22 protein-coding genes are annotated in these 22,559 nt (G+C 62.0%); 13 read left to right on the top strand and 9 right to left on the bottom strand.

What is annotated here, in order from left to right; translation table 11 throughout:
* Window positions 1-26: 26 nt before the first annotated feature.
* The gene (locus ACI2KS_RS08610; RefSeq protein ID WP_404619069.1) at window positions 27-1,361 is read right to left on the bottom strand and encodes an MFS transporter; all 1,335 of its coding nucleotides are present in this window, start codon (window positions 1,359-1,361) and stop codon (window positions 27-29) included.
* A 66-nt stretch (window positions 1,362-1,427) separates the two neighbouring features.
* Window positions 1,428-2,351, bottom strand: a complete 924-nt coding sequence (locus tag ACI2KS_RS08615) for an amidohydrolase family protein (RefSeq protein WP_404619071.1) — start codon at window positions 2,349-2,351, stop codon at window positions 1,428-1,430.
* A 480-nt stretch (window positions 2,352-2,831) separates the two neighbouring features.
* Between ACI2KS_RS08615 and ACI2KS_RS08620 the strand changes: the two genes are divergently transcribed.
* The 5 genes from ACI2KS_RS08620 to xylB all read left to right on the top strand — a co-directional run bounded on the left by ACI2KS_RS08620 (window position 2,832) and on the right by xylB (window position 9,072).
* Window positions 2,832-4,385, top strand: a complete 1,554-nt coding sequence (locus tag ACI2KS_RS08620) for a sugar ABC transporter ATP-binding protein (protein ID WP_404619073.1) — start codon at window positions 2,832-2,834, stop codon at window positions 4,383-4,385.
* Window positions 4,386-4,535: 150 nt separating this feature from the next.
* The gene (locus ACI2KS_RS08625; RefSeq protein ID WP_404619075.1) at window positions 4,536-5,528 is read left to right on the top strand and encodes a ribose ABC transporter permease; all 993 of its coding nucleotides are present in this window, start codon (window positions 4,536-4,538) and stop codon (window positions 5,526-5,528) included.
* A gap of 63 nt (window positions 5,529-5,591) precedes the next feature.
* A complete protein-coding gene (locus tag ACI2KS_RS08630) occupies window positions 5,592-6,533 on the top strand; it encodes an ABC transporter substrate-binding protein (protein ID WP_404619077.1) in 942 nt (313 codons plus the stop codon).
* 26 nt (window positions 6,534-6,559) lie between these two features.
* Complete coding sequence (locus tag ACI2KS_RS08635; RefSeq protein ID WP_404619079.1) at window positions 6,560-7,558, top strand: LacI family DNA-binding transcriptional regulator; 999 nt, start codon at window positions 6,560-6,562, stop codon at window positions 7,556-7,558.
* 29 nt (window positions 7,559-7,587) lie between these two features.
* Window positions 7,588-9,072, top strand: a complete 1,485-nt coding sequence (xylB, locus tag ACI2KS_RS08640) for a xylulokinase (protein WP_404619495.1) — start codon at window positions 7,588-7,590, stop codon at window positions 9,070-9,072.
* A 68-nt stretch (window positions 9,073-9,140) separates the two neighbouring features.
* On the opposite strand, the gene ACI2KS_RS08645 is transcribed toward xylB, so the two are convergent.
* From ACI2KS_RS08645 to ACI2KS_RS08670, 6 genes are all read right to left on the bottom strand, one after another.
* Window positions 9,141-9,404, bottom strand: a complete 264-nt coding sequence (locus tag ACI2KS_RS08645; protein ID WP_404619497.1) for a hypothetical protein — start codon at window positions 9,402-9,404, stop codon at window positions 9,141-9,143.
* Window positions 9,405-9,552: 148 nt separating this feature from the next.
* Window positions 9,553-9,966, bottom strand: coding sequence for a cupin domain-containing protein (locus ACI2KS_RS08650; RefSeq protein WP_404619081.1), 414 nt, complete (start codon window positions 9,964-9,966; stop codon window positions 9,553-9,555).
* A gap of 111 nt (window positions 9,967-10,077) precedes the next feature.
* Window positions 10,078-11,409 carry an OprD family porin gene (locus ACI2KS_RS08655; RefSeq protein WP_404619083.1) on the bottom strand — a complete coding sequence of 444 codons (1,332 nt, stop codon included), beginning with the start codon at window positions 11,407-11,409 and terminating at the stop codon, window positions 10,078-10,080.
* A gap of 231 nt (window positions 11,410-11,640) precedes the next feature.
* A complete protein-coding gene (locus ACI2KS_RS08660) occupies window positions 11,641-11,952 on the bottom strand; it encodes a putative quinol monooxygenase (protein WP_404619085.1) in 312 nt (103 codons plus the stop codon).
* A 284-nt stretch (window positions 11,953-12,236) separates the two neighbouring features.
* The gene (locus ACI2KS_RS08665) at window positions 12,237-12,560 is read right to left on the bottom strand and encodes a hypothetical protein (protein ID WP_404619087.1); all 324 of its coding nucleotides are present in this window, start codon (window positions 12,558-12,560) and stop codon (window positions 12,237-12,239) included.
* Between the two features lie 90 nt (window positions 12,561-12,650).
* The gene (locus ACI2KS_RS08670) at window positions 12,651-13,556 is read right to left on the bottom strand and encodes a LysR substrate-binding domain-containing protein (protein WP_404619088.1); all 906 of its coding nucleotides are present in this window, start codon (window positions 13,554-13,556) and stop codon (window positions 12,651-12,653) included.
* Window positions 13,557-13,676: 120 nt separating this feature from the next.
* On the opposite strand from ACI2KS_RS08670, the gene ACI2KS_RS08675 reads away from it, so the two are divergent.
* The 5 genes from ACI2KS_RS08675 to ACI2KS_RS08695 all read left to right on the top strand — a co-directional run bounded on the left by ACI2KS_RS08675 (window position 13,677) and on the right by ACI2KS_RS08695 (window position 17,827).
* Window positions 13,677-14,801, top strand: coding sequence for an NAD(P)/FAD-dependent oxidoreductase (locus ACI2KS_RS08675; protein ID WP_404619090.1), 1,125 nt, complete (start codon window positions 13,677-13,679; stop codon window positions 14,799-14,801).
* Window positions 14,791-15,117 carry a (2Fe-2S)-binding protein gene (locus tag ACI2KS_RS08680; protein ID WP_404619092.1) on the top strand — a complete coding sequence of 109 codons (327 nt, stop codon included), beginning with the start codon at window positions 14,791-14,793 and terminating at the stop codon, window positions 15,115-15,117. The genes ACI2KS_RS08675 and ACI2KS_RS08680 overlap by 11 nt, the downstream gene beginning before the upstream one ends.
* Complete coding sequence (locus tag ACI2KS_RS08685; RefSeq protein ID WP_404619094.1) at window positions 15,110-16,537, top strand: FAD-dependent oxidoreductase; 1,428 nt, start codon at window positions 15,110-15,112, stop codon at window positions 16,535-16,537. Before ACI2KS_RS08680 ends, ACI2KS_RS08685 begins: the two co-directional genes overlap by 8 nt.
* Window positions 16,530-16,886 carry a RidA family protein gene (locus ACI2KS_RS08690; RefSeq protein ID WP_404619095.1) on the top strand — a complete coding sequence of 119 codons (357 nt, stop codon included), beginning with the start codon at window positions 16,530-16,532 and terminating at the stop codon, window positions 16,884-16,886. Before ACI2KS_RS08685 ends, ACI2KS_RS08690 begins: the two co-directional genes overlap by 8 nt.
* Window positions 16,887-17,038: 152 nt before the next feature.
* Window positions 17,039-17,827, top strand: a complete 789-nt coding sequence (locus ACI2KS_RS08695; protein WP_404619097.1) for an ABC transporter substrate-binding protein — start codon at window positions 17,039-17,041, stop codon at window positions 17,825-17,827.
* A gap of 235 nt (window positions 17,828-18,062) precedes the next feature.
* Here the strand turns inward: ACI2KS_RS08695 and ACI2KS_RS08700 are convergent, their stop codons facing one another.
* Entirely contained in the window at window positions 18,063-18,746 is a 684-nt protein-coding gene (locus ACI2KS_RS08700; protein ID WP_404619099.1) for a GntR family transcriptional regulator, read from the bottom strand.
* Between the two features lie 260 nt (window positions 18,747-19,006).
* On the opposite strand from ACI2KS_RS08700, the gene ACI2KS_RS08705 reads away from it, so the two are divergent.
* The 3 genes from ACI2KS_RS08705 (at window position 19,007) to ACI2KS_RS08715 (ending at window position 22,405) form a co-directional block, all read left to right on the top strand.
* Window positions 19,007-19,837, top strand: coding sequence for an enoyl-CoA hydratase-related protein (locus ACI2KS_RS08705; protein WP_404619101.1), 831 nt, complete (start codon window positions 19,007-19,009; stop codon window positions 19,835-19,837).
* Window position 19,838: 1 nt separating this feature from the next.
* Window positions 19,839-21,035: a CaiB/BaiF CoA transferase family protein gene (locus ACI2KS_RS08710; RefSeq protein WP_404619103.1), complete on the top strand. Its 1,197-nt coding sequence runs from the start codon at window positions 19,839-19,841 to the stop codon at window positions 21,033-21,035.
* 62 nt (window positions 21,036-21,097) lie between these two features.
* Window positions 21,098-22,405 (top strand): MFS transporter, encoded by a 1,308-nt coding sequence (locus ACI2KS_RS08715; protein WP_404619105.1) that lies wholly within the window; start codon window positions 21,098-21,100, stop codon window positions 22,403-22,405.
* Window positions 22,406-22,559 lie beyond the last annotated feature (154 nt).

Consider the following 22,559-nt stretch of genomic DNA (forward strand, 5'->3'; position numbering starts at 1 on the left):
CCGGCACAGTCCACGGTCATCGTTGGTCAGTCGGTGGTCGGCGCCTTGTTTACCAGCTTCGCCGGCACCGTCAGGATCAGCAGGCCGCCGGCGATCAGCACAATGACCATCAGCCAGACCGCGGCTTCGGTGTTGCCACTGAACTGTTTGACGTAGCCCACCAGGTAAGGCCCCAGAAAGCCTGCCAGGTTGGCGAACGAGTTGATCAGCGCAATGCCGGCCGCCGCAGCGGCACCGCCGAGGATGGCAGTCGGCAGGTTCCAGAACAGCGCGGGAATGGCCAGGATGCCCATGTTGGCGATGCACAGCGCCAGAATGCCGAGCACCGGGTCGTGCTGCCAGACGATCGACAGGCCCAGGCCCAGTGCGCCAAGTGCGTAAAGCAGGATCAGGTGCAGACGCCGTTCGCCGGTGCGGTCAGAGTGACGGCTGACCAGGATCATGCTGATCACTGCAAACAGACTGGGCAACGCCGACATCAGACCAATGCTCAGATCGTTGTGCACACCCATGTTGTTGATCAGCGTCGGCATCCAGAAGCCCAGGCCGTACATGGCGAAAATGTCGCAGAAGAAGATCAGGCTCATGACCTGAACCAGACGGTTGCCGAACAGCACGCGCAGCGGCATATGGCTCTTTTGCTGCGACTCGGCATCGATCAGGCTTTTCACATGCTGGCGTTCTTCCGGCGCCAGCCACTTGGCCGACTGCACGTTGTTGTCGAGCTTGGTCAGCACCAGTATCGCGATCAATACGGTGGGAATGGCCTCGATGATGAACAGCCACTTCCACGCTGCCAGGCCCCCGACACCCTGCATGGTTTGCAGAATCAAGCCGGAGATAGGCCCGCCGATGAACCCGGCCAGTGCCAATGCGATGTAGAAGACCCCCATGATGCGACCACGGCGCTGGGACGGGAACCACAAGGTCAGGTAATAGATGACACCGGGAATGAAGCCAGCCTCGGCCACGCCCAGGGCAAAACGCACCAGATAAAACTGCCAGGGCGAGCTGACGAACATGGTCAAGGCCGAAATGATGCCCCAGGTGGCCATGATCCGGGCGATCCACAGGCGCGCGCCGACGCGGTGCAGAATCACGCTGCTGGGCACTTCGAAAAGGAAATAGCCGAGGAAAAACACCCCCGCGCCAAAGCCGTAGATCGCATCGCTGAAGCCCAGCTCCTGCGCCATGTGCAGTTTGGCGAAACCGATGTTGACCCGGTCGATGGACGCCGCCAGATACCCCAGCATCAGAATCGGCAATAGCCGCCAGGCGATCTTGCGGAACAGTGTGTCATCGAAACTGGCAGCACCTGCCACCGTCCCCGCCGTAGGCGAGGCACTTTGCGTGGTGTTCATGTCTGGACCTTTTTTATTGGAGTTATTGAGCGTGGGTTGCCTTGAAGCAGGCCATTGCCGCGAGCGTCACATTCGATAGAACCTGCGTGCGTTATGCGCAAAGACGTTGTCGATGGCCTGCTGATCGAAGTCGCACAGCGCCTCCAGTACCGCCGCAACGATGCTCTGGAAGCTGGCGCTCAACCGACAAACCGGAAGGTTGCTGGCAAACACGGCGCGATCACTGCCAAAGATCGCCAGCGCCTCGCGCAGCACCTGCCGATTGGAAACCGGATCCCAATATCCGCCGCGAAGCCCCAGCTCGGACAACTTGACGTAGACGTTGGGCGCGTCCGCCAGCGCTTGCATGCCCTTGCGCCACACGGCCAGCCCCGCCGGTGAGCGATCCAGCGGCAGGCCGGTGTGATTGAGGATGATCGGGATGCCGGGAAATTGCCTGGCGACCTCGGCCGCCTCCTCCAGATGCCAGAAAGGCACTCGCAGATCCCACGACAGCCCGAAGTTTTCCAGCTGCGCCAGGCCTTCGAGCCAGGCAGGGTCCTGCATCGACCCCGCTTGACCACGCACCGACAGACCCGGCGCGCTGGCAGTAACGGGCTTGGAGCGGATGCCGCGCACCTGGGCGAACGCTGTGTGGGCGCTCAGTACCTCGATGAGGTCAGGCTGGGTGAAGCTTGCGTGAGGAACAAAGACCGTGGGCAATCCGCTGCGCTGCTGAAGCTGGTGCAACCAGTGGGTTTCCTCGACCTGCTCGGTGCGTGCGCGCTCGGCTTCGATGTGCACGGTGCCGACGATGCGATAACCCTCGGTGTCGGCGCGATAGTCGTCGGGCAGGTAATTGCGCCGCAGTTGTTCGTAGCCGCCGAGAAAGAATTGCTCGCCCAGATACGCCTGCTGCAACCACGGATAGTTGCCCTGGGAAAGATCCCAACAGTGGTGATGAGCGTCGATCACCTCAATGGCGCGAGCGTCGCGGCGGTCGGCGTTCATGCCCCGCTCGCAGGGGTGCAAAAGAACAGGGTAGGGAAGGGCATGACGATGGCCTCAATGACTGGCTTGTTGTTATGCCTGCAAATATGGAGGTTGCCGGGATATCCAACCAATGAGTATTTGAGACCCCTGGATAACGGGGGGTTATAGCAAGAGCCGGCGCTCTGGAGTTGCGCCTGGAACCCTGGACAGCCACGCAGCTGTGGGGCAGCGCGCGGATACATGACCGCTCGCGTGACTCAAGGGAAGGCTCCACCCACACCGCCTCTTTCGCTGATGGCCAAAGGCAAGCGCTTGCGTGAATCGTTTCAGCTGATCTAGAGTGTTTCGAAGTGATTCCCGAGCGACGCCCGAAAACGAGGCGGCGCAGGTATAAAAACAAGAAACATCGAGGATTCCCATGAACAGCCTGCCTGCTCTCTGTACGCACGTTTCTCTTGCGCCCGATGTGCCTTTGCGGCGTATCACGGATGCTCGGTCATGAGCGCCGTACTTCACCCATCGCCTGTACCGGTGCTGGAAATGGACGCCATTTCCAAGACCTTCAATGGCCTGCGCGTGTTGAAAAACGTTGCCCTGAAAGTCTATGCCGGTGAAGTCCATGCGCTGATGGGCGAGAACGGCGCGGGCAAATCGACCCTGATGAAAATCCTCTCCGGCGCCTATCAGGCCGATGCCGGTGGACAGATACGTGTCGGCGGCCAGACCCTGGCGGCGTTCGATCCGTTGACCGCCAAGGCGCAAGGCATCGCGGTGATCTATCAGGAGTTGAGCCTGTGCCCGAACCTCAGCGTCGCCGAGAACATCTATCTGGGCCGTGAGCTGCGTCGGGGCTGGAGCATCGATCGCAAGGCGATGGAGGCTGGCTGTGTCGATGTGCTGGCGCGCCTGGGCGCCGACTTCAAACCCTCGACCCGGGTCAGCGTGTTGTCGATCGCCGAGCGGCAACTGGTGGAGATCGCCCGGGCATTGCACGCCAGGGCGAAAATTCTGGTGATGGACGAGCCAACCACGCCGCTGTCGTCACGCGAGACCGATCGCCTGTTCGCGTTGATCAAGCAACTGCGCGATCAGGGCCTGGCGATCATCTACATCAGCCACCGCATGGCGGAAATCTACGAGCTGTCCGACCGGGTCTCGGTGCTGCGCGATGGCGAGTATGTCGGCATGCTCGAGCGCGACGGGCTGTCGGCGGACGCGCTGGTGAAGATGATGGTGGGCCGCGATCTGTCCGGCTTCTACAAGAAAGAACATGCGCCGTATGACCCCGGTGAGGTGGTTATGCGGGTGCGCGACATGGCCGACGGCAAGCGCGTCAAACCGTGCAGCTTCGATCTGCATGCCGGTGAAGTATTGGGCATTGCCGGGCTGGTCGGGGCAGGGCGCACTGAGCTGGCGCGGTTGATCTTCGCCGCTGACGCGCGCACCGGCGGCACCCTGGAAGTCGCCGGACAGGCAATCAGCCCATTGCGCAACCCCACTGATGCGATTCGCGCAGGGGTGGTCTACCTGACCGAAGATCGCAAGGCCCAGGGCCTGTTTCTCGACATGAGCGTGCGCGACAACATCAATGTCTGTGCCTGCGTGCCTGACGCCCATACCGGTGGAGTGCTGGATCGCGGGCGCGGGGCGCAACGGGCGGTCGAGGCGATCCGCTCGCTGTCGATACGGGTGGCGTCGGGCAAGGTCAACGTCGGCGCGCTGTCGGGCGGCAACCAGCAGAAGGTCTTGCTGGCGCGGTTGCTGGAGGTCAAGCCGCATGTGCTGATTCTCGATGAGCCAACCCGCGGCGTGGACATCGGCTCGAAATCGGAGATCTACCGGATCATCAATGAACTGGCCAAGGCCGGTGTCGGCATCGTGGTGATTTCCAGCGAGCTGCCGGAGATCATCGGCACCTGCGATCGCGTGCTGATCATGCGTGAAGGGCAGTTGGTGGCCGAAGTCGGCGGCGCGTCGGGCGAGGCGATTTCCCAGGAACGGATCATTGCGCTGGCGACCGGGGGTGCACAGGTTGTTGCAGGCGCCGGATGACCTGTAGGAGTGAGCTTGCTCGCGATGCGCTGGCATGACCGACGCGGATCTATCGGATGCACTGGCCTCTCGCAAGCAAGCTCACTCCTACAAGAGATCTGCAAAAGGCTTCATATAATTTTCTACAACAAAAAAAAGGAAAACCAGGCCATGAGTCTGACCCTGGAAAACTCGCCGACCGTCGCCGCTGTCAGCAAGCGCGAACGCGTGCGCGAACTGATGCGCACCATCGGCATGCTGCCGGTGCTGGTCCTGCTGCTGGTGGGCTTTGCGCTGATGACCGACAGCTTCATGAGCTGGCAGAACCTGTCGATCATCACCCAGCAGGCCTCGGTCAACGTGGTGCTGGCGGCCGGCATGACCTTCGTGATTCTCACCGCCGGCATCGACCTGTCGGTCGGCGCGATTCTCGCGGCCTCGGCGGTAGTGGCGTTGCAGGCCTCGATGTCGCCGCAATTCGGCATGCTGGGGATCTTCGCCGGTGTCGGTTTCGGTCTGTTGCTGGGCCTGGTCAACGGCGGTCTGATCGCCTTCATGCGCCTGCCACCCTTCATTGTCACCCTCGGCGCGCTGACCGCCATGCGCGGGCTCGCACGCTTGCTGGCCGACGACAAGACCGTGTTCAACCCGGACTTGCCGTTCGCCTTCATCGGCAACGATTCGGTGCTTGGCGTGCCGTGGCTGGTGATCATCGCGGTGGCGGTGATCGCGGTTTCCTGGTTCGTCCTGCGGCGCACGGTCATGGGGGTGCAGATCTACTCGGTGGGCGGCAACCCTGAAGCCGCGCGCTTGTCCGGGATCAAGGTGTGGAAGGTCTTGCTGTTCGTCTATGCGGTCTCTGGCGCGTTGGCTGGGCTGGGGGCGGTGATGAGCGCCTCGCGCCTGTTCGCCGCCAATGGCTTGCAGTTGGGTCAGTCCTACGAACTGGACGCCATCGCTGCGGTGATCCTCGGCGGCACCAGTTTCACCGGGGGTGTGGGCACCATCGGCGGTACCCTGATCGGCGCGCTGATCATCGCGGTACTGACCAACGGCCTGGTGCTGCTGGGCGTCTCCGACATCTGGCAGTACATCATCAAGGGCATCGTGATCATCGGCGCGGTGGCGCTTGACCGCTATCGCCAGTCCGGTGCGCGCACCTGATGCATCGCCTGGACTGAACGCGTTTCAAACAGTGGCTCTGACAATAATCACAAGAGAGAAATCATGAACTTCAAACGCAAATTCCCTGCTGTCGTTTCCCTGTGCCTGGCTGCGCTGTTGTCTTCCGGGGTCCAGGCCCGGGAGCTGAAGTCGGTCGGCATCAGCCTGGGTTCGCTGGGCAACCCGTATTTCGTGACCCTGGCCGATGGCGCCAAGGCCAAGGCGCAGGAGATCAACCCCGGGGTCAAGGTCACCTCGGTGTCTGCCGATTACGACTTGAGCAAGCAGTTCTCGCAAATCGACAATTTCATCGCCGCCGGCGTCGACCTGATCCTGATCAACGCAGTGGATCCCAAGGCAATCGCCTCGGCGATCAAGAAAGCCCAGGCCGCCGGCATCAAGGTGGTCGCGGTCGATGTCAGCGCCGCCGGCGTAGACGCCACGGTGCAGACCGACAATGTCGAGGCGGGCAAGCTGGCCTGTCAGTTCATCGTCGACAAGCTTTCGGGCAAGGGCAACGTGATCATCGAGAACGGCCCGCAAGTCACCGCCGTGACCGACCGCGTCACCGGCTGCAAATCAGCCTTCGCCGCCGCGCCGCAGATCAAGGTGCTGTCCGATGATCAGGACGCCAAAGGCTCGCGCGACGGCGGCCTGAATGCGATGCAGGGCTACCTGACGCGCTTCCCGAAAATCGATGGCCTGTTCGCGATCAACGATCCGCAGGCCATCGGCAGCGACCTGGCGGCCCGCCAGCTCAAGCGCAGCGGCATCGTCATCACCTCGGTCGATGGCGCACCGGACATCGAGCATGCGCTCAAATCCGAATCGTCGATTCAGGCCTCGGCCAGCCAGGACCCTTGGGCCATGGCGCAACAGGCGGTGGTGATCGGCAACGATCTGCTCAACGACAAGAAACCGGCCGAGGCCGTGACTCAGCTCACGCCCAAACTGATCACCCGTGACAACATCGGCTCCTACACCGGCTGGTCGAGCAAGCACTGAGAGGTCGCGCAGCAGGAGTGAGCGCAGTGGTCAAGATGGAGGACGTGGCGCGCCGGGCGCGGGTGTCGACTTCGACGGTGTCGCATGTGCTCAACGGCACGCGCAAGGTCAGCCCGCAAACGATCGAGGCGGTGCAGCAGGCGGTGCGGGCGTTGGGGTATATCCCCAACACCCTGGCCCGCTCGCTGGCCCGGTCACGCACCAACACCATTGGTGTGGCGATCTCGGCGCTGTCCAATCACTACTTCAGCGAGACCGTGCATGCCATCGAGACCGAGTGCGCGCGCCACGGCATCATGATGCTGTTCGTCGATACCCACGACGACCCCGGGCAAGAGCTGCGCGTGGTCCAGGCGCTGCATCATCGGCGCGTCGACGGCATCCTGCTGGCGCCTTCCAGCGATCCGCAGCGCGCGGCGTTGGCTTATCTGCAAGCCAACGCCATTCCCACGGTGCTGGTGGACCGGATGGCGTTCGAGGGGTTCGATCAGGTCGGTGTGGAAAACCGCGAGTCGACCCGCGAACTGGTGGCGCATCTGATCGGCCACGGTCATCGGCGGATCGGCATGATCGCCGGGCATCGGGGGCTCAGTACCACCGAGGAGCGCATCGAAGGCTACCGCCAGGCGTTGGCTGATGCCGGCCTGGTCTTCGAGGATGCGTTGCTGGTCAATGGCCAATCCAACAGCGGATCCGCACGAGTGGCAGCCCGCCAGTTGCTGGGGTTGCCGGCACCGCCCAGCGCGATCCTGGCCGCCAACAACCTGATGACCATCGGCGCCATGCATGCACTGCGTGACGCGCAGATTGCCGTGCCCGAGCAGATGGCGCTGGTCGGTTTCGATGATTTTGACTGGGCGGATTACTTCCTCCCGCGTTTGAGTGTGATCGCCCAGCCGGTGCAGGCGCTGGGCGCACGCGCGGTGCAATTATTGCTGCAGCGCATCCAGACACCCGACGGTACGAGGCTGTCCGAGCGTCTGGCTGCGACGTTGCGCATTCGAAATTCATGTGGATGCCCTTGAGTGCTCCCGCTGACAGGAATTGAACGTTGATAAGCCAAGCCGTTTCTCTGGGCATTGACCTGGGCACCTCGGAACTCAAGGCGATTTTGCTCGACGCCCGGGGCCAGGTGCTGGCCCAGGCCGGTGCCCGTTTGAGCCTCTCGCGCAGGCAGCCCGGCTGGTCTGAACAAGACCCGGCGCACTGGTGGCAGGCGTGTGTGCTGGCGCTGGCGCAGTTGCGCGCCGAACAGCCGCAGGTGTGGGCGCGAGTGGCGTGCCTGGGGTTGTCCGGGCAAATGCACGGGGCGGTGCTGCTGGATGCGGCCGGGCAGGTGTTATACCCGGCGATCCTCTGGGACGATTCACGGGCCCTCGCTGAGGCCGAACAGCTGAACCGGGATTTCCCGACCTATGCGCAGGCCATCGGCAGCCTGGCGATGGCCGGGCTCACCGCGCCGAAGTTGTTGTGGTTGCAGCAGCACGAGCCAGCGGTTTTCGCGCAGATCGATTGCGTGCTGTCGCCCAAGGACTACCTGCGCTTGTTGCTGACCGGCGAGTGGGTCAGCGACATGTCCGATGCGGCGGGCACTCTGTGGCTGGATGTCGCCCGGCGTGACTGGTTTGAGCCCATGCTGCACGCCTGTGGTTTGAACCGGGCGCAGATGCCACGGTTGCTGGAGGCCGATCAGTTCTCTGCTGCTTTGAGTGCCCAGACCGCGCAGCTGCTGGGGTTGACGGTGGGCTTACCGCTTGCCGCCGGCGGCGGCGATAACCCGGTGTCGGCGCTGGGCATCGGTGCGATCAACGCCGGGGACGCTTTCGTCACCTTGGGCACCAGCGCCGCGATTGTGGCCATTACCGATCATGCGGCGGGCAATCCCGCGAGCGCCGTGCACAGCTTCTGTCATGCGCTGCCGGATCGCTGGTACACCATGGGCGCCATGCTCGCCGGCGCCAGTTGCCTGCGCTGGGTCACGCGCCTGCTGGGTCAGGCGGACGAAAAGGCCTTGCTGGCGCTGGTGCAGGCCTGCTTGCCGGTCGATCAGCCGGTGCCGGTCACGCATCCGCTGTTCCTGCCCTATCTGGCCGGCGAACGCACGCCGCACAATGATCCGTTGTTGCGCGGTGGTTTCATGAGTCTGGGGCACGACAGTACCCCGGCCATGCTGGGGTATGCGGTGCTGGAGGGGGTCGGTTTTGGCCTGCTCGACGCGATGAACGCGGTGCTCTCGGCCGGCGCCACGGTCAACGCCTGCGCCCTGGTCGGCGGCGGTGCGCGCAGTGAATACTGGGCGCAGTTGCTGGCCAATATCCTTGACCGTGAACTGTACACCCTGCACGGCAGCGAATTGAGCGCCTGCATTGGCGCGGCCAAGCTGGGATTTCTGGCGATCGGGCAGGGCGAGGCGCTGTTGCAGCAGGGCATGCGAGTCAAGACCCGTTATCAGCCGAACGCTTCAGTGCAGCCGGCGTTGCGCGAGCGCTACGCAAGGTTTGGCAGGTTATTGCCCGCGGCGCAGGCATTACATGGGTAGCGGCGCATGCTGCAACAGGTGCGTCATGCGGCGGGAGTCGACAACAGATCGATACGATGACCTGTGTCTCAATGCACCGCCCACGAACGCGGCGCCGGGGTATGGCTGAACTTGGAAATGCCCTTGACCCAGAACCGCCGATGGGCCGTCTGGTCCGGTGGCAACAGCGGCTGGCTGGACCACTGATGCTGACGCTTGGCCTGTTCGCGATAGGCTTTCCATTCCATGGCTTCAGCGGTGTCTTTGGCCGCGCCTTCATCATCGAACCAGCCGAGGACGGACACTTCGCCCTGATCCCGACCGTGTTCTACCAGCAGATAAATGTCGTACATACCTGTGCCTTCGCTCATCAAAGTCCGGCCCGATATTCGGGCTCTACTGATGGCTTATCGACAGTGACGGCGGAAAATTTAGTTTTACCGGCGCAAGCCCGGACCGACGGTGCCGCGCGCTAGAGCGGCACGCTGCAGATTGCGGCCGTTATTTGGGCAGTGGGGTAAGGATCTCGCCATTGTCATCGAGCAGGATGAACACCAGCAGTTTTGCAGGTTTGCTGGCGCTGGCGTTTCTTGATTCGTAGTGCTTGGAGCCCGCAGGTTCGTACCAGGTCTGACCGGCCTTGTAGGTGATCGCCTTGGCGTCGTTGACCCGGGAAATAACCTCACCTTCGAGCACATAGGCAATCGCGCTGCCACTGTGGCTGTGAGGAATGGACACCTGCCCCGGCTTGTACTCGACCGTCAGCACCATGGCCTTTTTGCCCGGGGCATTGAGCATCGGGTGGGTCTCGAGCACCGTGACCTTTTCGTGTTCGGCGTCGTGAGCCTGGGTGCCGAAGCAGATGAACAGGGCGGCGCAGGAAAAGGCGGTGGCAAGCAGCTTCAGGGATTTCATGATCGTTCCTTCTGGAAGGGGAGTGACAGATGACAAGCTATGCCTGCGCCTGCACGCGTCACACTCCCAATCCAGGGAAAGAACGTTAGGCCAATTTCGCCCCGGACTGCCTTACAGGATGGAAATTGGATAGTCCACGATCAGACGAAATTCGTCCTGATCGCCTTCGGCCTGATCGGCATTGCCCCGGTGCCAGGCCTGGCGCATGCGCAACGACAGGTTCTTGGCCGGACCGCCCTGGACCACGTACTTGGCCTCCAGATTGGTCTCGTGGTGTTTGCCGTCTTCGCCGTAGCCGTAGGCTCTGTACGGGCTGTCGGCGGCCATCTTGCTGCCATCGATATCGCGCCCGTTGACGTAGCGCGCCATAAAGCTCAGCCCCGGGACGCCATAGGTACTCATCGCCAGGTCATAACGCGCCTGCCAGGATTTCTCGCCCGGCCCGTTGAAGTCCGAGTACTGGATGGAGTTGGCCAGAAAGATCGAATCACCGGTGGTGCCCGGTCCGTTATCGCCGAAGGAAACATAATCGAACGGCTCGTCGCCATGCACTTTCTGATAGGCGAGGGTGAAGGTGTGACCGGCCATGAAGTTGTAGGCCGCCGATAACGACCAGGTGGTGTTATTGATGTCGCCTGCTTTGGCCTGGCCCTGGTCATTGGTGCGATAGATATTGAAGTCCAGGGTCATTGACTGATCGCTGGGCATGGCCAGTACATAGTTGGCGTTGCCGTAGTACTGGCGCCAGATATCTTCGAATTCAGAGCCGTACAGTTGCACGGAAAGACTGTCGGTAATGGCGTACTTGCCACCGACAAAATCAACGCTGTCAGTGGTCACCCCGGCGTAGCTGGCGAAGAGTTCACCGCTGGCGCTGGTATGTTGCGGGCCATTGCCTGCGGTGAAGTGTCCGCCTTCAAGGTCCAGCCCTTTGAGCTCGCTGCTCTGCAGGCTGAAACCGGTAGCCGTTTGCGGAAACAGTCGGGTACCGCCGGCGGCGAATACCGGGGCAGTGGGCTGCATGGTTCCCCATTTGAGTTCGGTCTTGGAGATCCGCGCCTTGATGACGCCGCCCGCCGTGGCGAATTGCTCCTCCGGGCTGGCGCTACTGTCTACCGGAATGTTGCCAGTGCCGGAATGGCCGGCGCCGCCATCGAGCTTGAGGCCATACCAGCCAAATGCATCGACGCCAAAGCCGACGGTCCCCGGCGTGAAACCGGAGCTGAAGTTGGCCATGGCCGCCTGCGACCAGTCGCGCCGATCACCGGCGCCACTTTTTCCGTCTCGATTGAAATAGTAATTACGCAGCAGTACATCCAGTTTGGCGTCTTCGATAAAGCCTTTGGCCTCGGCCTGATCATCGACAAACGCTTGTGCTTCTATCGACTGTACATACCCTGCCGAGACCGCCAGTGCGATCAGACTTAGACTTATCGCTCTCATGATGAGGTTACCTCTAAGGTCATTGAGGCAGCTTGCTATCACGTGTCCCACGCGATAACACCCACTAGCCCGCAAGACGCAAAGGATAATCGCTGCTGTTCACTTCGCCACTTTCAAGGCGCAATGAACCCTGCATTCGCCGTTTTTCAGACGATTGGTCTAGTTAACAGTCGATTAAGCCGCTTGGTTAAAGCAGTTCTTCAAGTGGCCTCAAGCAGCTGGCCATTGGCCTCAAAGTTCTGGCAAGTTGCAGCGTTCAATATCGCTGTCGAAGGCCACCTGACGGACGAACTGTTTGCTCAATAGTCCGTTCAGTCCCTCGTTGTTGGGCTGGGCAAAGTGCGCCGACATCGCCGCGCAGGACTCCCAGTTCACGTCGATGATCCACAGGTCGCTGTCATGCTCATCACGTTTCAAGGTGCTGGCCAGACAGCCGGGAATCTGCGGCAGTCGTTCGACGATTGAGTGTAGATAAAGGTGCAGTTCTTCCGTACGACCGTGGGCTGCGTGAATACGCACCGTGCTGCGGGTTTGCTGGGTCATGCTGATGTCTCCAACGCAACGAAAGATCGTATTCCATCCGTTGCCATAGTAGTGGGCATCGTCGCAATTGCCAGTTACCAATTCCCGGGCGAATGGGCAGACCACTGGAAGAGGGGGCGGCATCGAAGGTTGCAAGAAAGGGGGGGCGGGGCAGGAATGAGGCGCAGCCGTTGCGGAGCGCGGCTTGCCGGCGGTGGCGATCAGGAAACTGCCATCACCGGCGAGGGGGAAGCTAAAGCGGCGCCCGCTCCATGCTGCGCAAGGGAGCGGTGCGGCTGATCAGGTTATTTGCTGCCGCTAGAGCCACCAGCGCCACCAGTGCCGCCGCCATTACCACCCATGCCTTGGCCATTGCTCATTCCACCGCCACCCTGGCCGCTGCTGCCGTTGCCGTCAGAGCTGCCCATACCCTTGGTGCCGGGGGTTGAGCTGTCGGGTGTTTTAGGTGAGCCATTGGTCTGAGGACCGGCGCTGCTGTCGCGCGGACCTGTGGTGTTGGAGCTCGAGCCCACCGGATCGGTAGGGCCGGTAGAACCTGCAAAGGCGCAGCCGGTCGCGACGGCGAGCAGGCTGGCAAGGGTCAGGGCAGTGAGTTTTGTCTTGATCATGATGTGAATCCCTTTGCTGTCGTGGATACACATTGGTCCGTGCGCCGAGCGTGGAGGTGCCCTTGTGCCGACAGACGGTCGTTTGCCGACTCAGAATCGATAAGCCTGCGGCACATGCCTGGCAATGTAGGCTTGGGTGTGCGCCAGGAACGCCGTCTGCAGTTTCGAGGCGGGGCCCTGCACCGGCAGCAGCATCGAGAAATCCATTTCGATCGCCGGCTCAAAGGCCTTGAACACGATGCCATCACCCCGATAATTGACCGCACTCAAGGCATCCACCAGCGCCACTCCAAGGCCGTGCTCGACGAACTCACACATCGGTTGCGACAGCTGGGTTTCCAGCCGCAGTTCGCGCTCCACGCCGTGGGCGGCAAATATCGTGTCGATCTGCTGGCGCGAGCCAATCGAGTGCGGGTAGGAAATGAACGCTTCGCCCTGCAGGTCCTGGGGCACGATCACCGGTTTGTCGCACAAGCGGTGCCCGGCAGGCAGCGCGCAGAGCATGCGCGTGGCGAGCAGCTTTTCCGAGCGCGGGCTGGGGTAGGTATTGGGCAAGACGATGATGCCCAGGTCACAGCGCTGACCGACCACCAGATCAATGACCTCCGCCGACGAATGCACCACCAGCGAGATCTGCACGCCCTCGTGCTCGGTCATGAACGCGGCGATCACCCTGGGCATGAAGATCAGCCCCATCGCCGGCGCGCAGGCGATGTGCAGCGAACCGCGCTTGAGCCGGCGGATATCCTGGGCGGTACGGGCGATGCGCTCGACGCCGACCAGCGAGCGCTGCACCTCCTGATACAGGGTCATGGCTTCAGCGGTGGGTTGCAGCCGCCCCTTGATCCGGTCGAACAGCGCAAAGCCGATGTCTTGTTCAAGGCTTGCGATCAGGCGGGTCGCTGCAGGTTGGGAGATATGCAGCATCTCGGCGGCGCGGGTGACGGTCTGGCCGAGGATCACGGCCCTGAACGCTTCGAGTTGGCGCAAATTCATCGTGCGGTCCCATAACAAAAAGACATGAGCTGCCGAAAATAAAGCATTTTTCATGGCTTTGGCAGCGCACTAGCATCCGGTTCAATGAAAGCCAACGCCATGCAGGCCAAGAATTGAATCATGCACAAGACTGATGTGATCGTCGTCGGCGGCGGACTGGTAGGTATGTCCATAGCTTATGGGCTGGCGTTGCTCGGACGTCAAGTCACCCTGTTGGATGAAGGCGACGACGCCTTGCGCGCCGCTCGCGGTAACTTTGGCCTGCTCTGGGTGCAGGGCAAGGGTTACCAGAACAGCCCCTATGCCCGCTGGACGCGCGAATCGGTCGGGTTGTGGCCACGACTGGATGCGTTACTGCACAGCGATACCGGCATCGAACTGCACCTGCGCCAGCCTGGCGGTTTTCAGCTGTGCCTGAGCGAGGAGGAGCTGTCCGAAGAAACCCGCCGGCTGGCCTGGCTGCAAGAAGCATTCGAGGGTGATTACCCGTTCGAGCTGCTCGATCCGGCACAGCTCAAGGCACGGTTACCTGGTGTGGGCGCGGGCGTGGTCGGCGCCTGCTATACGCCCATGGATGGTCACGTCAATCCGCTGAAACTGCTGCGCGCGCTGTATGCCGGTTGCAAACGGCGTGGCGTGAACATCGTCAACGGCCTGAGCGTGGACGCCATCGAACAGGGCGCGGGCGGATTCACTGTACGCGCCGCAGAGCACCGCTTCGATGCCGAGCAACTGGTGCTCGCCGCCGGCCTGGGCAACCGCCCGCTGGGGACGATGCTGGGCATGGATGTGCCGGTGCGGCCCAATCGCGGGCAGATCCTGGTCACCGAGCGGCTGCAACCGTTTTTGCATTACCCCACCACTTATGTGCGCCAGACCGACGAGGGCACGGTGCAACTGGGCGATTCGCTGGAATCGGTGGGCTTTGATGATCGCACCAGCGGCCAGGTCATGTCCGAAATCGCAGCTCGCGCAGTGCAGTGTTTTCCCCGTCTGGGGCAGGTGCGCATGGTCCGCGCCTGGGGTGCATTACGCGTGCTCAGTGCTGATGGTTATCCGATTTACGAGGCGGCGCATGACAGCCCCGGAGCCTTTGTCATCAGCTGCCACAGCGGTGTGACCCTGGCCGCAGCGCATGCGCTGCGTCTGGCGCCATGGATTGCCGGGCAAGCCGACGAGCCTGCGACAGCGCCTTTCAACCTCGCTCGTTTCAACGGCAAACGCGAGGTGCGATATGCCCACTGATGCATTGTTTCGGCGCCTGCAACCGGCCAGCCACCACGTGCGGATCGAATTCGAAGGTACGCCGTTGACGGTTCCGGCCGGGGTGTCACTGGCCGCGGCATTGCTCACCCACGCGGTCGGGCCGACCCGGGAAAGTGCGGTCAACGGCAGGCCGGGTGCGGCGTATTGCATGATGGGCGTTTGCTTCGAATGTCTGGTCGAGGTCGACGGTCAGGCCAATGGTCAGGCCTGCCTGATCACCGTCGAGGACGGCATGCGCGTGCGTCGCCAGCGCGGTGCCCGCCAGTTGCTGGCCGGGGAGGCTGATGATGAGTGAATCCATCGTCGATCTGATCATCATCGGCGCCGGGCCTGCGGGCATGAGCGCAGCGCTACAGGCGTCGGCGCTTGGTCTGGCGGTGGTGTTGCTGGACGAGCAAGCCAACCCGGGCGGGCAGATCTATCGCAATGTGGCCAGGGCCGATGCAGGCAGCCGCCAGGTGCTCGGTGCCGACTACGCGGCGGGTCTGGAACTGGTCGAGGCGCTGCTGGCCAGCGATGTGCGCTACCTGCCCAGTGCGGCGGTCTGGCAGGTTACCGATGAGCGTCGGGTGCATCTGCTGCTTGATGGCAAAGCCTGTGTTTTACAGGCTCGACAGCTGCTGATCGCGACCGGCGCCATGGAGCGGCCGATGCCGATTCCCGGCTGGACCTTGCCGGGCGTGATGACGGCGGGCGCCGGTCAGATTCTCTTGAAAAGCGCCTCGCTGATACCCCAGGGTCCAGTGCTTCTGGCGGGCTGTGGGCCATTGCTGTACCTGCTCGCGGTGCAGTATCTGCGCGCCGGCATCCGCATTGAGGCGTTGGTCGATACCAGTGCCACGGGCGACGCGTTCAGTCACTGGCGCCACCTGTGCTCAGCGCTGGCCGGCTGGCGCGATCTGCTCAAGGGCGTGTCGCTGCTGGCCACGCTCAGGCGTGCGGGGGTGCGCCACTTCAAGGGCGCGCGCAACCTGCGCGTGCACGGTGAACAGCGCGCCGAAACGCTGTGTTTTGACAGCGGCGCACGGGCACACCAGCTCCCGGCTTCATTGGTTCTGCTGCATCAGGGCGTGGTGCCCAATATTCAGATCAGCCAGTCGCTGCGCGCCGTGCACGACTGGAGCGAGCAGCAGTTGTGCTGGGTCGCCCGGCGCGACAGCTGGGGCGAAACCAGCGTGCCGGGAATCTTCATCGCCGGTGATGGCGGGGCAATCGGCGGCGCCCATGTGGCGCGCAGCCAGGGTCGGCTGAGTGCGCTGAGCATCGCCCATCGCTTGCAGAAGATTGACGATGCGCAACGGCATGCCCTCGCCAGGCCCTGGCGCCGATTGCTGCGCCAACAAAGCGCTGCACGGCCGTTGATCGACGCCTTGTATCGCCCGCAGGCGCAAAACCGCATTCCTGACGACGACACCATCGTCTGTCGCTGCGAAGAGGTGAGTGCCGGCGCTATTCGCAGTTACGTTGATCTCGGCTGCCTGGGTCCGAACCAGACCAAGGCTTTCGGCCGTTGCGGCATGGGACCGTGCCAGGGCCGTCAGTGTGGCCTCAGCGTGACCGAAATCATCGCCGAACACCGTCAGGTCGCACCCGCCCAGGTGGGTTACTACCGCATTCGTCCGCCGCTCAAGCCGATCACGCTGGCGCAACTGGCCAGCGAGCGCGAACTCGATCCACCCGTTTCCCCATCCTTCAAAGGAGTCCCACATGAGTAACGCCATTGAGCGCATCGAAAGCAACCCACGTCTGAGCCGCAGCGTGGTCCACAACGGCGTGGCCTGGCTGGCGGGCATCGTCGCCGCCGATTGCAGCCAGGACATCCGTGGCCAGACCCGTCAGGTCTTGCAGCGGGTCGACGAACTGCTCGCAGCTTCCGGCAGCGACAAGGGTCGCCTGCTCAGCGTGCAGATCTGGATGAAGGACATGACCGCCGATTTCGCCGGCATGAATGAAACCTGGAGCGCCTGGGTGGATGCCGCGCAGACCCCGGCCCGTGCCACCTGCCAGGTGACGTTCGACGACCCTGAGATCCTCGTGGAAATCATCGTCACCGCTGCTGTTTGACCCATTGCCGCAAGGGCAGGGCGCCACTGGTTTTCGACCGAAAGCCGGAACTCAAGAGCGCCCACCCCTCGTTCACATTGCTGCTGCCATAACGGGCGTTTTCCTCCTACCGAGGGCGCGCCCGACTTGAACAACATCGTCCGGAGCCATGCATGAACATCAGAACCATCGTCACCACGCTTTTCAGCAGTACGACCCTCGCCGCGCTGCTGGCATTCAACGCCCACGCGGGCGAACCGCAGCTGAAACTGGGCATCGAGGCGGCTTACCCGCCGTTCGCGGCAAAGACCGCGGACAACCAGATCGTCGGCTTTGACTACGACATCGGCCAGGCCCTGTGCGCCGAGATGAAAGTGCAGTGCGTGTGGAAGGAAAACGAGTTCGACGGTTTGATCCCGGCACTCAAGGTAAAGAAGGTCGACGCCATCATCTCGTCGATGTCGATCACCCCCGAACGCATGAAATCGGTGGACTTCAGCGACCGGTACTACCGCATTCCGGCGCGTCTGGTGGTGCGTAAAAGCAGCGGCATCAGCGACATCCCGGCGCAGCTCAAGGGCTTGCGCATCGGCGTGCAGCGCGCGACCAACTTCGAGCGGTACGTGACCGACAAATTCGTCCCGGCCGGGGCGCAGATCGTCAGCTACGGATCGCAAAATGAAGTGTTTCTGGATCTGCTGGGAGGGCGTATCGACGCGACCATGGCCAGCTCCGTGGCGATCGACGAGGGTTTGTTGAAAAAACCAGAGGGCAAGGATTACGCCTTCGTCGGCCCGGCGTTCACCGAGGAGCAATACTTCGGCACCGGTATCGGTGTGGCGGTACGCAAGGGTGATCCGCTGCAAGCGCGTTTCAACCAGGCACTGGCCACCCTGCGCGCCAACGGCACGTACGACAGGATCCAGAAGAAGTATTTCGATTTCGATATTTACGGGGACTGATGAGCTCGCAGCGATCCTGCGCGCAGTGGGCAGAATCAAAGCGCAATGCACATTATCTTTAGCCGCGCTGCTTGCCGGCGGCGACGTTCTCGGGATCGCCGCCGCCGGCAAGCCGGACTGCTACAGATGTGCCGGTTGCCCCTGTCAATGTGTGGGTTGAATCAGCACCAGTCGGCGCACTGCGTTTCTGCTTGCGCAGGCCGTGGTCTTCGCTTCGGTGACTGCCAAGGGCGCGCTACGCCGAACGCTGCACGCTGACGATCCCGTGCTCGAGCATCGTCGCCAGGAACACATCGATCTTGTTACGCAGGTGGTCTTCCATCAGCGCACGCAGCTTCTTGCTATCGCCTTTTTTCAGATAAGTGAGCATCTGTTCATGTTCGGCGATCGCCTGCTGCCAGCGACCCGGCGTGGGGTTGAGGCGGCGGCGGACGTGGCGCAGGCGGGCGTTCAGGTTGTTGAACATTTCCGAAAGCACCCGGTTATCCGCGACCTGCAGGATTTTCAGGTGAATCTGTTGATTGAGATTGAAGTAACTGCTCAGGTCGTTCTGCTCGTGGGACAGGCGCATGGCCGCCTGCATCGCCTCAAGCTCGGCGATGTCGGACGCAGAGATTTTCTGGCAAGCCTGTTCACCCGAAAGCCCTTCCAGGGCGGCCAGCAATGTCAGCATGTTGGCCGCCTCATCCAGCGTGACACTGGCAACCTTCGCCCGACGCGTGGCAGAAATTTCCACCAGTCCCTCACGCGCCAGCATCTTGATTGCCTCGCGCAGCGGGGTGCGTGACACCTCCAGCGCCTCGCATAACGCCCGCTCCGACAGCGGCGCACCAGGCTGCAGTTCGCCACTGATGATGCGCTCACGCAATGCGGCGTAAGCGGCTTCGTTGATGTTCGCCAGATTATTGTTCTCGGACATCAGCCCTCTCCATCGGTATCCCGGAATTTCCACGCATAACGTTATCCAATTGCCGGGCGATTATCCGGGGGAATTCGGAAATTATCTATGCGACCCCCGATTTAAAGCCGTTAGTCAATGATTACGGGGTGGAGCAGCCGGTGCTGCTCGTCCGAACATTCATTTTTCTGTAAAAAATCTCTTGCGCTAAAAAGAGCAATGTCTATATTTGGGATACCAAACGCATGAAATGGTATCCCAAAAATAATAAAGGTGCTCTCATGAATACCCCTGTTTCCCCTACCACGGGACAGCGTGAATCCAGCCATCAGGCTGCGCCCGAAATCCTTCTGCACCGCGATGGCGCTGTCGCCACTGTCATCCTCAATCGTCCGGAAAAACTCAACGCCACCACGATGCCGATGTGGAAGCTTCTGGATCAGACCCTCTGCGAACTGGACGCCGACGACACGATCCGCTGCATCGTCATCCGCGGTGCGGGCACCCGGGCGTTCGGGCCAGGCAACGATATTTCCGAATTCGAAAGCCATCGCAGCAACGTCGAGCAAGCGCGTCTTTATGGCCCGGTGATGCACGGCGCGTTGCGCGCCATCGCTCGTTGCCGCCATCCATTGGTGGCCATGATCCACGGCATCTGCGTGGGTGGCGGGCTGGGTATCGCCTCGCTGTGTGACATCCGCATTTGCGGTGAGTCCAGCCGTTTTGGCGTGCCGGTCAACAAACTCGGGCTGGCCATGTCCCACGACGAAATGTCGGGCTTGATGCGCATCGCCGGCCCCGACGTGACCCTTGAAATGCTCCTCGAAGGACGGGTCTTTGGCGCTGGCGAAGCGTTGCAAAAGCGCATCGTCAGCCGTGTCGTGGCCGACGCTGAAGTTGAACAGCACGCTCTGGACAGTGCCCGCCGCATCGCCGAAGGCGCACCGCTGGTGGCCCGCTGGCACAAACAGTTCGTCCAGCGCAGCACCGATCCTGCGCCCTTGAGCGCCGCCGAATACGATCAGGCGTTCGATTGCTTCGGCACCGAAGATTTCCAGATTGGCTACCAGGCATTCCTGGCCAAGCGCACCCCTGTTTTTGGAGGCAAATGATATGGCCGGCCCACTGCAAGGCATGAAAGTCATCGAGCTGTCGCACATCATGTCCGGCCCCATCTGCGGGATGATGCTGGCCGACATGGGCGCCGACGTGATCAAGGTCGAAAAGATGGACGGCGGCGACGATTGCCGGCGTTTCGCGCCGATCCTGGAACACGGCGAATCCGCCTCGTTCATGATCCTCAACCGCAACAAGCGCGACATCGCCCTGAACCTCAAGACCGAGGGCGGCAAGGATGTGCTGCGGCGCATGCTGGCCGACGCCGACGTGGTCACCGAAAACTACCGCAAAGGCACCATGGAAAAACTCGGCCTGGGCTACGACACCCTCAGGCAGCTCAATCCGGGCCTGATCTACTGCTCGGTGTCCGGCTACGGGCGCACCGGGCCGTATGCCGACAAGGGCGGTTTCGACCTGATCGCCCAGGGTCTGTCCGGGTTGATGAGCGCCACCGGCGAGCCGGGTCAGGCGCCGATCAAGGCCGGCTCGCCGATTGCCGACATCAATGCGGGGATCCTGGCGGCACTGGGCATTGCCGCAGCCTACGCGCATAAACAGAAGACCGGGCAGGGGCAAGTGGTCGACACCTCGTTGCTGGAGGCAGGTTTCCAGCAGATGTACTGGCCGGCCGCCAACTATTTCTCCGAAGGCGTGATCCTGCCGAAGATGGGCTCGGCCAACTCCACCAGCACGCCGTATCAGGCATTTCGCACTCAGGATGGCTGGATCAATATCGGTGCCGCCAACCAGGGCAACTACGAACGCCTGTTGCAGGTGCTGAACGCGCCGCACATCAACGACGATCCGCGTTTTGCCAGCAACGTATCGCGCATGAACAATCGCGAAGCGCTGGTTGCGTTGATCACCGAGTGTCTTGCCCATGACACCACCGACAACTGGGTCAGGCGCCTGGATGCGGCGGGCTTGCCGGTGGGCGCGGTGCTGGATATCTCCCAGGCGGTGGAGCATCCACAGATTCTGGAGCGGGAAATGATCGTCGAAACCCACCACCCGGTGACCGGCTCGGCGCGCAGCATTGCCTTGCCGATCCGTTTCTCGCAAACCCCGAAACAGGTCAGCCGGCCGTCGCCGCTGCTGGGCGAGCACACCCTGGAGATTCTGACGGAGTACGGCTTTGACGCCGGGCAGATTGCAGCGCTGCGTCGCGAGGGCGCGATCCTGGAGCTGTGACCGCCATCCCCCCACGAGCGCATTAGTGAACAACTACAAAAAAGACACTGAGGACCGCAACCATGAACAGGCTAAAACTCAAGGCCACCACCACCGTGCTGGTGATGCTGTGCCTGATGTATTTCATCACCTACGTCGACCGGGTCAACATCAGCACCGCGGCCAGCCAGTTCAGTTCCGAACTGGGGCTGAGCAACACGCAACTGGGTTTCATCTTTTCCGCATTCGCCTACCCGTACGTGATTTTCCAGTTCATCGGCGGCTGGGTCAGTGACCGCTTCGGTGCCAAACGTACGCTCATCGCCTGCGCTTTCATCTGGGCGATTGCCACCGCGTTGACCGGCATGGCCGGGGGCTTTGTCTCGCTGGTGCTGGCGCGACTGCTGTTGGGGCTGGGGGAGGGTGCGACCTTCCCGGCAGCCACCAGCGCGATGGCGTCCTGGGTGGCCAAGGACAAGCGCGGCATGGCCCAAGGCATCACCCACTCGGCGGCACGCCTGGGCAATGCGGTGGCGCCGGTGCTGGTGATGGCGTTGATGAGTGCCTATGACTGGCGTTTCGCGTTTTACTTGCTGGGCGCCTTGAGTTTCAGCTGGCTGGTGCTGTGGTACGTCACCTACACCGAGAAGCCCGCTGACCACCCGCGCATCACCGAGGCAGAACTGCGTGTATTGCCGGAGCCGAAGATTCACCCGGTCGATGTACCTGGCACCTGGGCGCGGTTGTACAAGCGCATGCTGCCGGTGTCCAGCGTGTACTTTTGCTACAACTGGATTCTCTGGCTGATGCTCAGCTGGATGCCGTTGTACTTCATGCACAACTTCAACCTGAACATCAAAAGCGCGGTGATCTTCACCTCCGGCGTGTTCTTCGCCGGGGTCGTGGGGGACCTGGTGGGCGGGATGATCAGTGACCGTCTGCTGCGCCGCACCGGCAACCTGCGCATTGCCCGCAGTTACATGGTCGCCACCTGCATGGCGCTGACCGGGCTGTCGCTGATTCCTGTGCTGGTGCTGCATGAGCCGATGTACGCGTTGCTGTGCCTGGGCGCGGCCATGTTCTTCAACGAGATGACCATCGGCCCGATGTGGGCTATCCCCATGGACATCGCCTACGACCGCTCCGGCACTGCCAGCGGCATCATGAGCGGCACCGGTTTTACCGCCGCCATCGTCAGCCCGGTTTTGGCCGGCTACCTGATCGACCAGACCGGCAACTGGAACATCACCTTCCTGGTGTCCATCGGCATCATGGCCTGCGGTGTGCTGCTGACCTTCACCATGAAGCCGGAAAAACCGTTCGTGGCCGATGAAAAAAAGTCCGCGCAAAATTTCGACACACTTGAGCGCAAGGAGGCCATCGCCAAATAACCTTCGGCTGCAGGTTGCGAAGGGCGCCAGGCACATGCCGTTTGCTCGAAAGGTTTAGCGTGGCTGGACTCTGGATAGCCGCGCTGCGGGCCGCTGGCACCAACGCCTAGGAAGCCGGCGCTGGGTGAGCCTTGTCGCCAGACGACCCTTTCCG

Source organism: Pseudomonas sp. NPDC087358 (assembly GCF_044900785.1).
GTDB lineage: Bacteria > Pseudomonadota > Gammaproteobacteria > Pseudomonadales > Pseudomonadaceae > Aquipseudomonas.

Coding starts and splice junctions, on each gene's coding strand:
- ACI2KS_RS08610 (WP_404619069.1), bottom strand. CDS start 1,361: ATGAACACCACGCAAAGTGCCTCGCCTACGGCGGGGACGGTGGCAGGT.
- ACI2KS_RS08615 (WP_404619071.1), bottom strand. CDS start 2,351: ATGAACGCCGACCGCCGCGACGCTCGCGCCATTGAGGTGATCGACGCT.
- ACI2KS_RS08620 (WP_404619073.1), top strand. CDS start 2,832: ATGAGCGCCGTACTTCACCCATCGCCTGTACCGGTGCTGGAAATGGAC.
- ACI2KS_RS08625 (WP_404619075.1), top strand. CDS start 4,536: ATGAGTCTGACCCTGGAAAACTCGCCGACCGTCGCCGCTGTCAGCAAG.
- ACI2KS_RS08630 (WP_404619077.1), top strand. CDS start 5,592: ATGAACTTCAAACGCAAATTCCCTGCTGTCGTTTCCCTGTGCCTGGCT.
- ACI2KS_RS08645 (WP_404619497.1), bottom strand. CDS start 9,404: ATGTACGACATTTATCTGCTGGTAGAACACGGTCGGGATCAGGGCGAA.
- ACI2KS_RS08650 (WP_404619081.1), bottom strand. CDS start 9,966: ATGAAATCCCTGAAGCTGCTTGCCACCGCCTTTTCCTGCGCCGCCCTG.
- ACI2KS_RS08655 (WP_404619083.1), bottom strand. CDS start 11,409: ATGAGAGCGATAAGTCTAAGTCTGATCGCACTGGCGGTCTCGGCAGGG.
- ACI2KS_RS08660 (WP_404619085.1), bottom strand. CDS start 11,952: ATGACCCAGCAAACCCGCAGCACGGTGCGTATTCACGCAGCCCACGGT.
- ACI2KS_RS08665 (WP_404619087.1), bottom strand. CDS start 12,560: ATGATCAAGACAAAACTCACTGCCCTGACCCTTGCCAGCCTGCTCGCC.
- ACI2KS_RS08670 (WP_404619088.1), bottom strand. CDS start 13,556: ATGAATTTGCGCCAACTCGAAGCGTTCAGGGCCGTGATCCTCGGCCAG.
- ACI2KS_RS08675 (WP_404619090.1), top strand. CDS start 13,677: ATGCACAAGACTGATGTGATCGTCGTCGGCGGCGGACTGGTAGGTATG.
- ACI2KS_RS08680 (WP_404619092.1), top strand. CDS start 14,791: ATGCCCACTGATGCATTGTTTCGGCGCCTGCAACCGGCCAGCCACCAC.
- ACI2KS_RS08685 (WP_404619094.1), top strand. CDS start 15,110: ATGAGTGAATCCATCGTCGATCTGATCATCATCGGCGCCGGGCCTGCG.
- ACI2KS_RS08690 (WP_404619095.1), top strand. CDS start 16,530: ATGAGTAACGCCATTGAGCGCATCGAAAGCAACCCACGTCTGAGCCGC.
- ACI2KS_RS08695 (WP_404619097.1), top strand. CDS start 17,039: ATGAACATCAGAACCATCGTCACCACGCTTTTCAGCAGTACGACCCTC.
- ACI2KS_RS08700 (WP_404619099.1), bottom strand. CDS start 18,746: ATGTCCGAGAACAATAATCTGGCGAACATCAACGAAGCCGCTTACGCC.
- ACI2KS_RS08705 (WP_404619101.1), top strand. CDS start 19,007: ATGAATACCCCTGTTTCCCCTACCACGGGACAGCGTGAATCCAGCCAT.
- ACI2KS_RS08710 (WP_404619103.1), top strand. CDS start 19,839: ATGGCCGGCCCACTGCAAGGCATGAAAGTCATCGAGCTGTCGCACATC.
- ACI2KS_RS08715 (WP_404619105.1), top strand. CDS start 21,098: ATGAACAGGCTAAAACTCAAGGCCACCACCACCGTGCTGGTGATGCTG.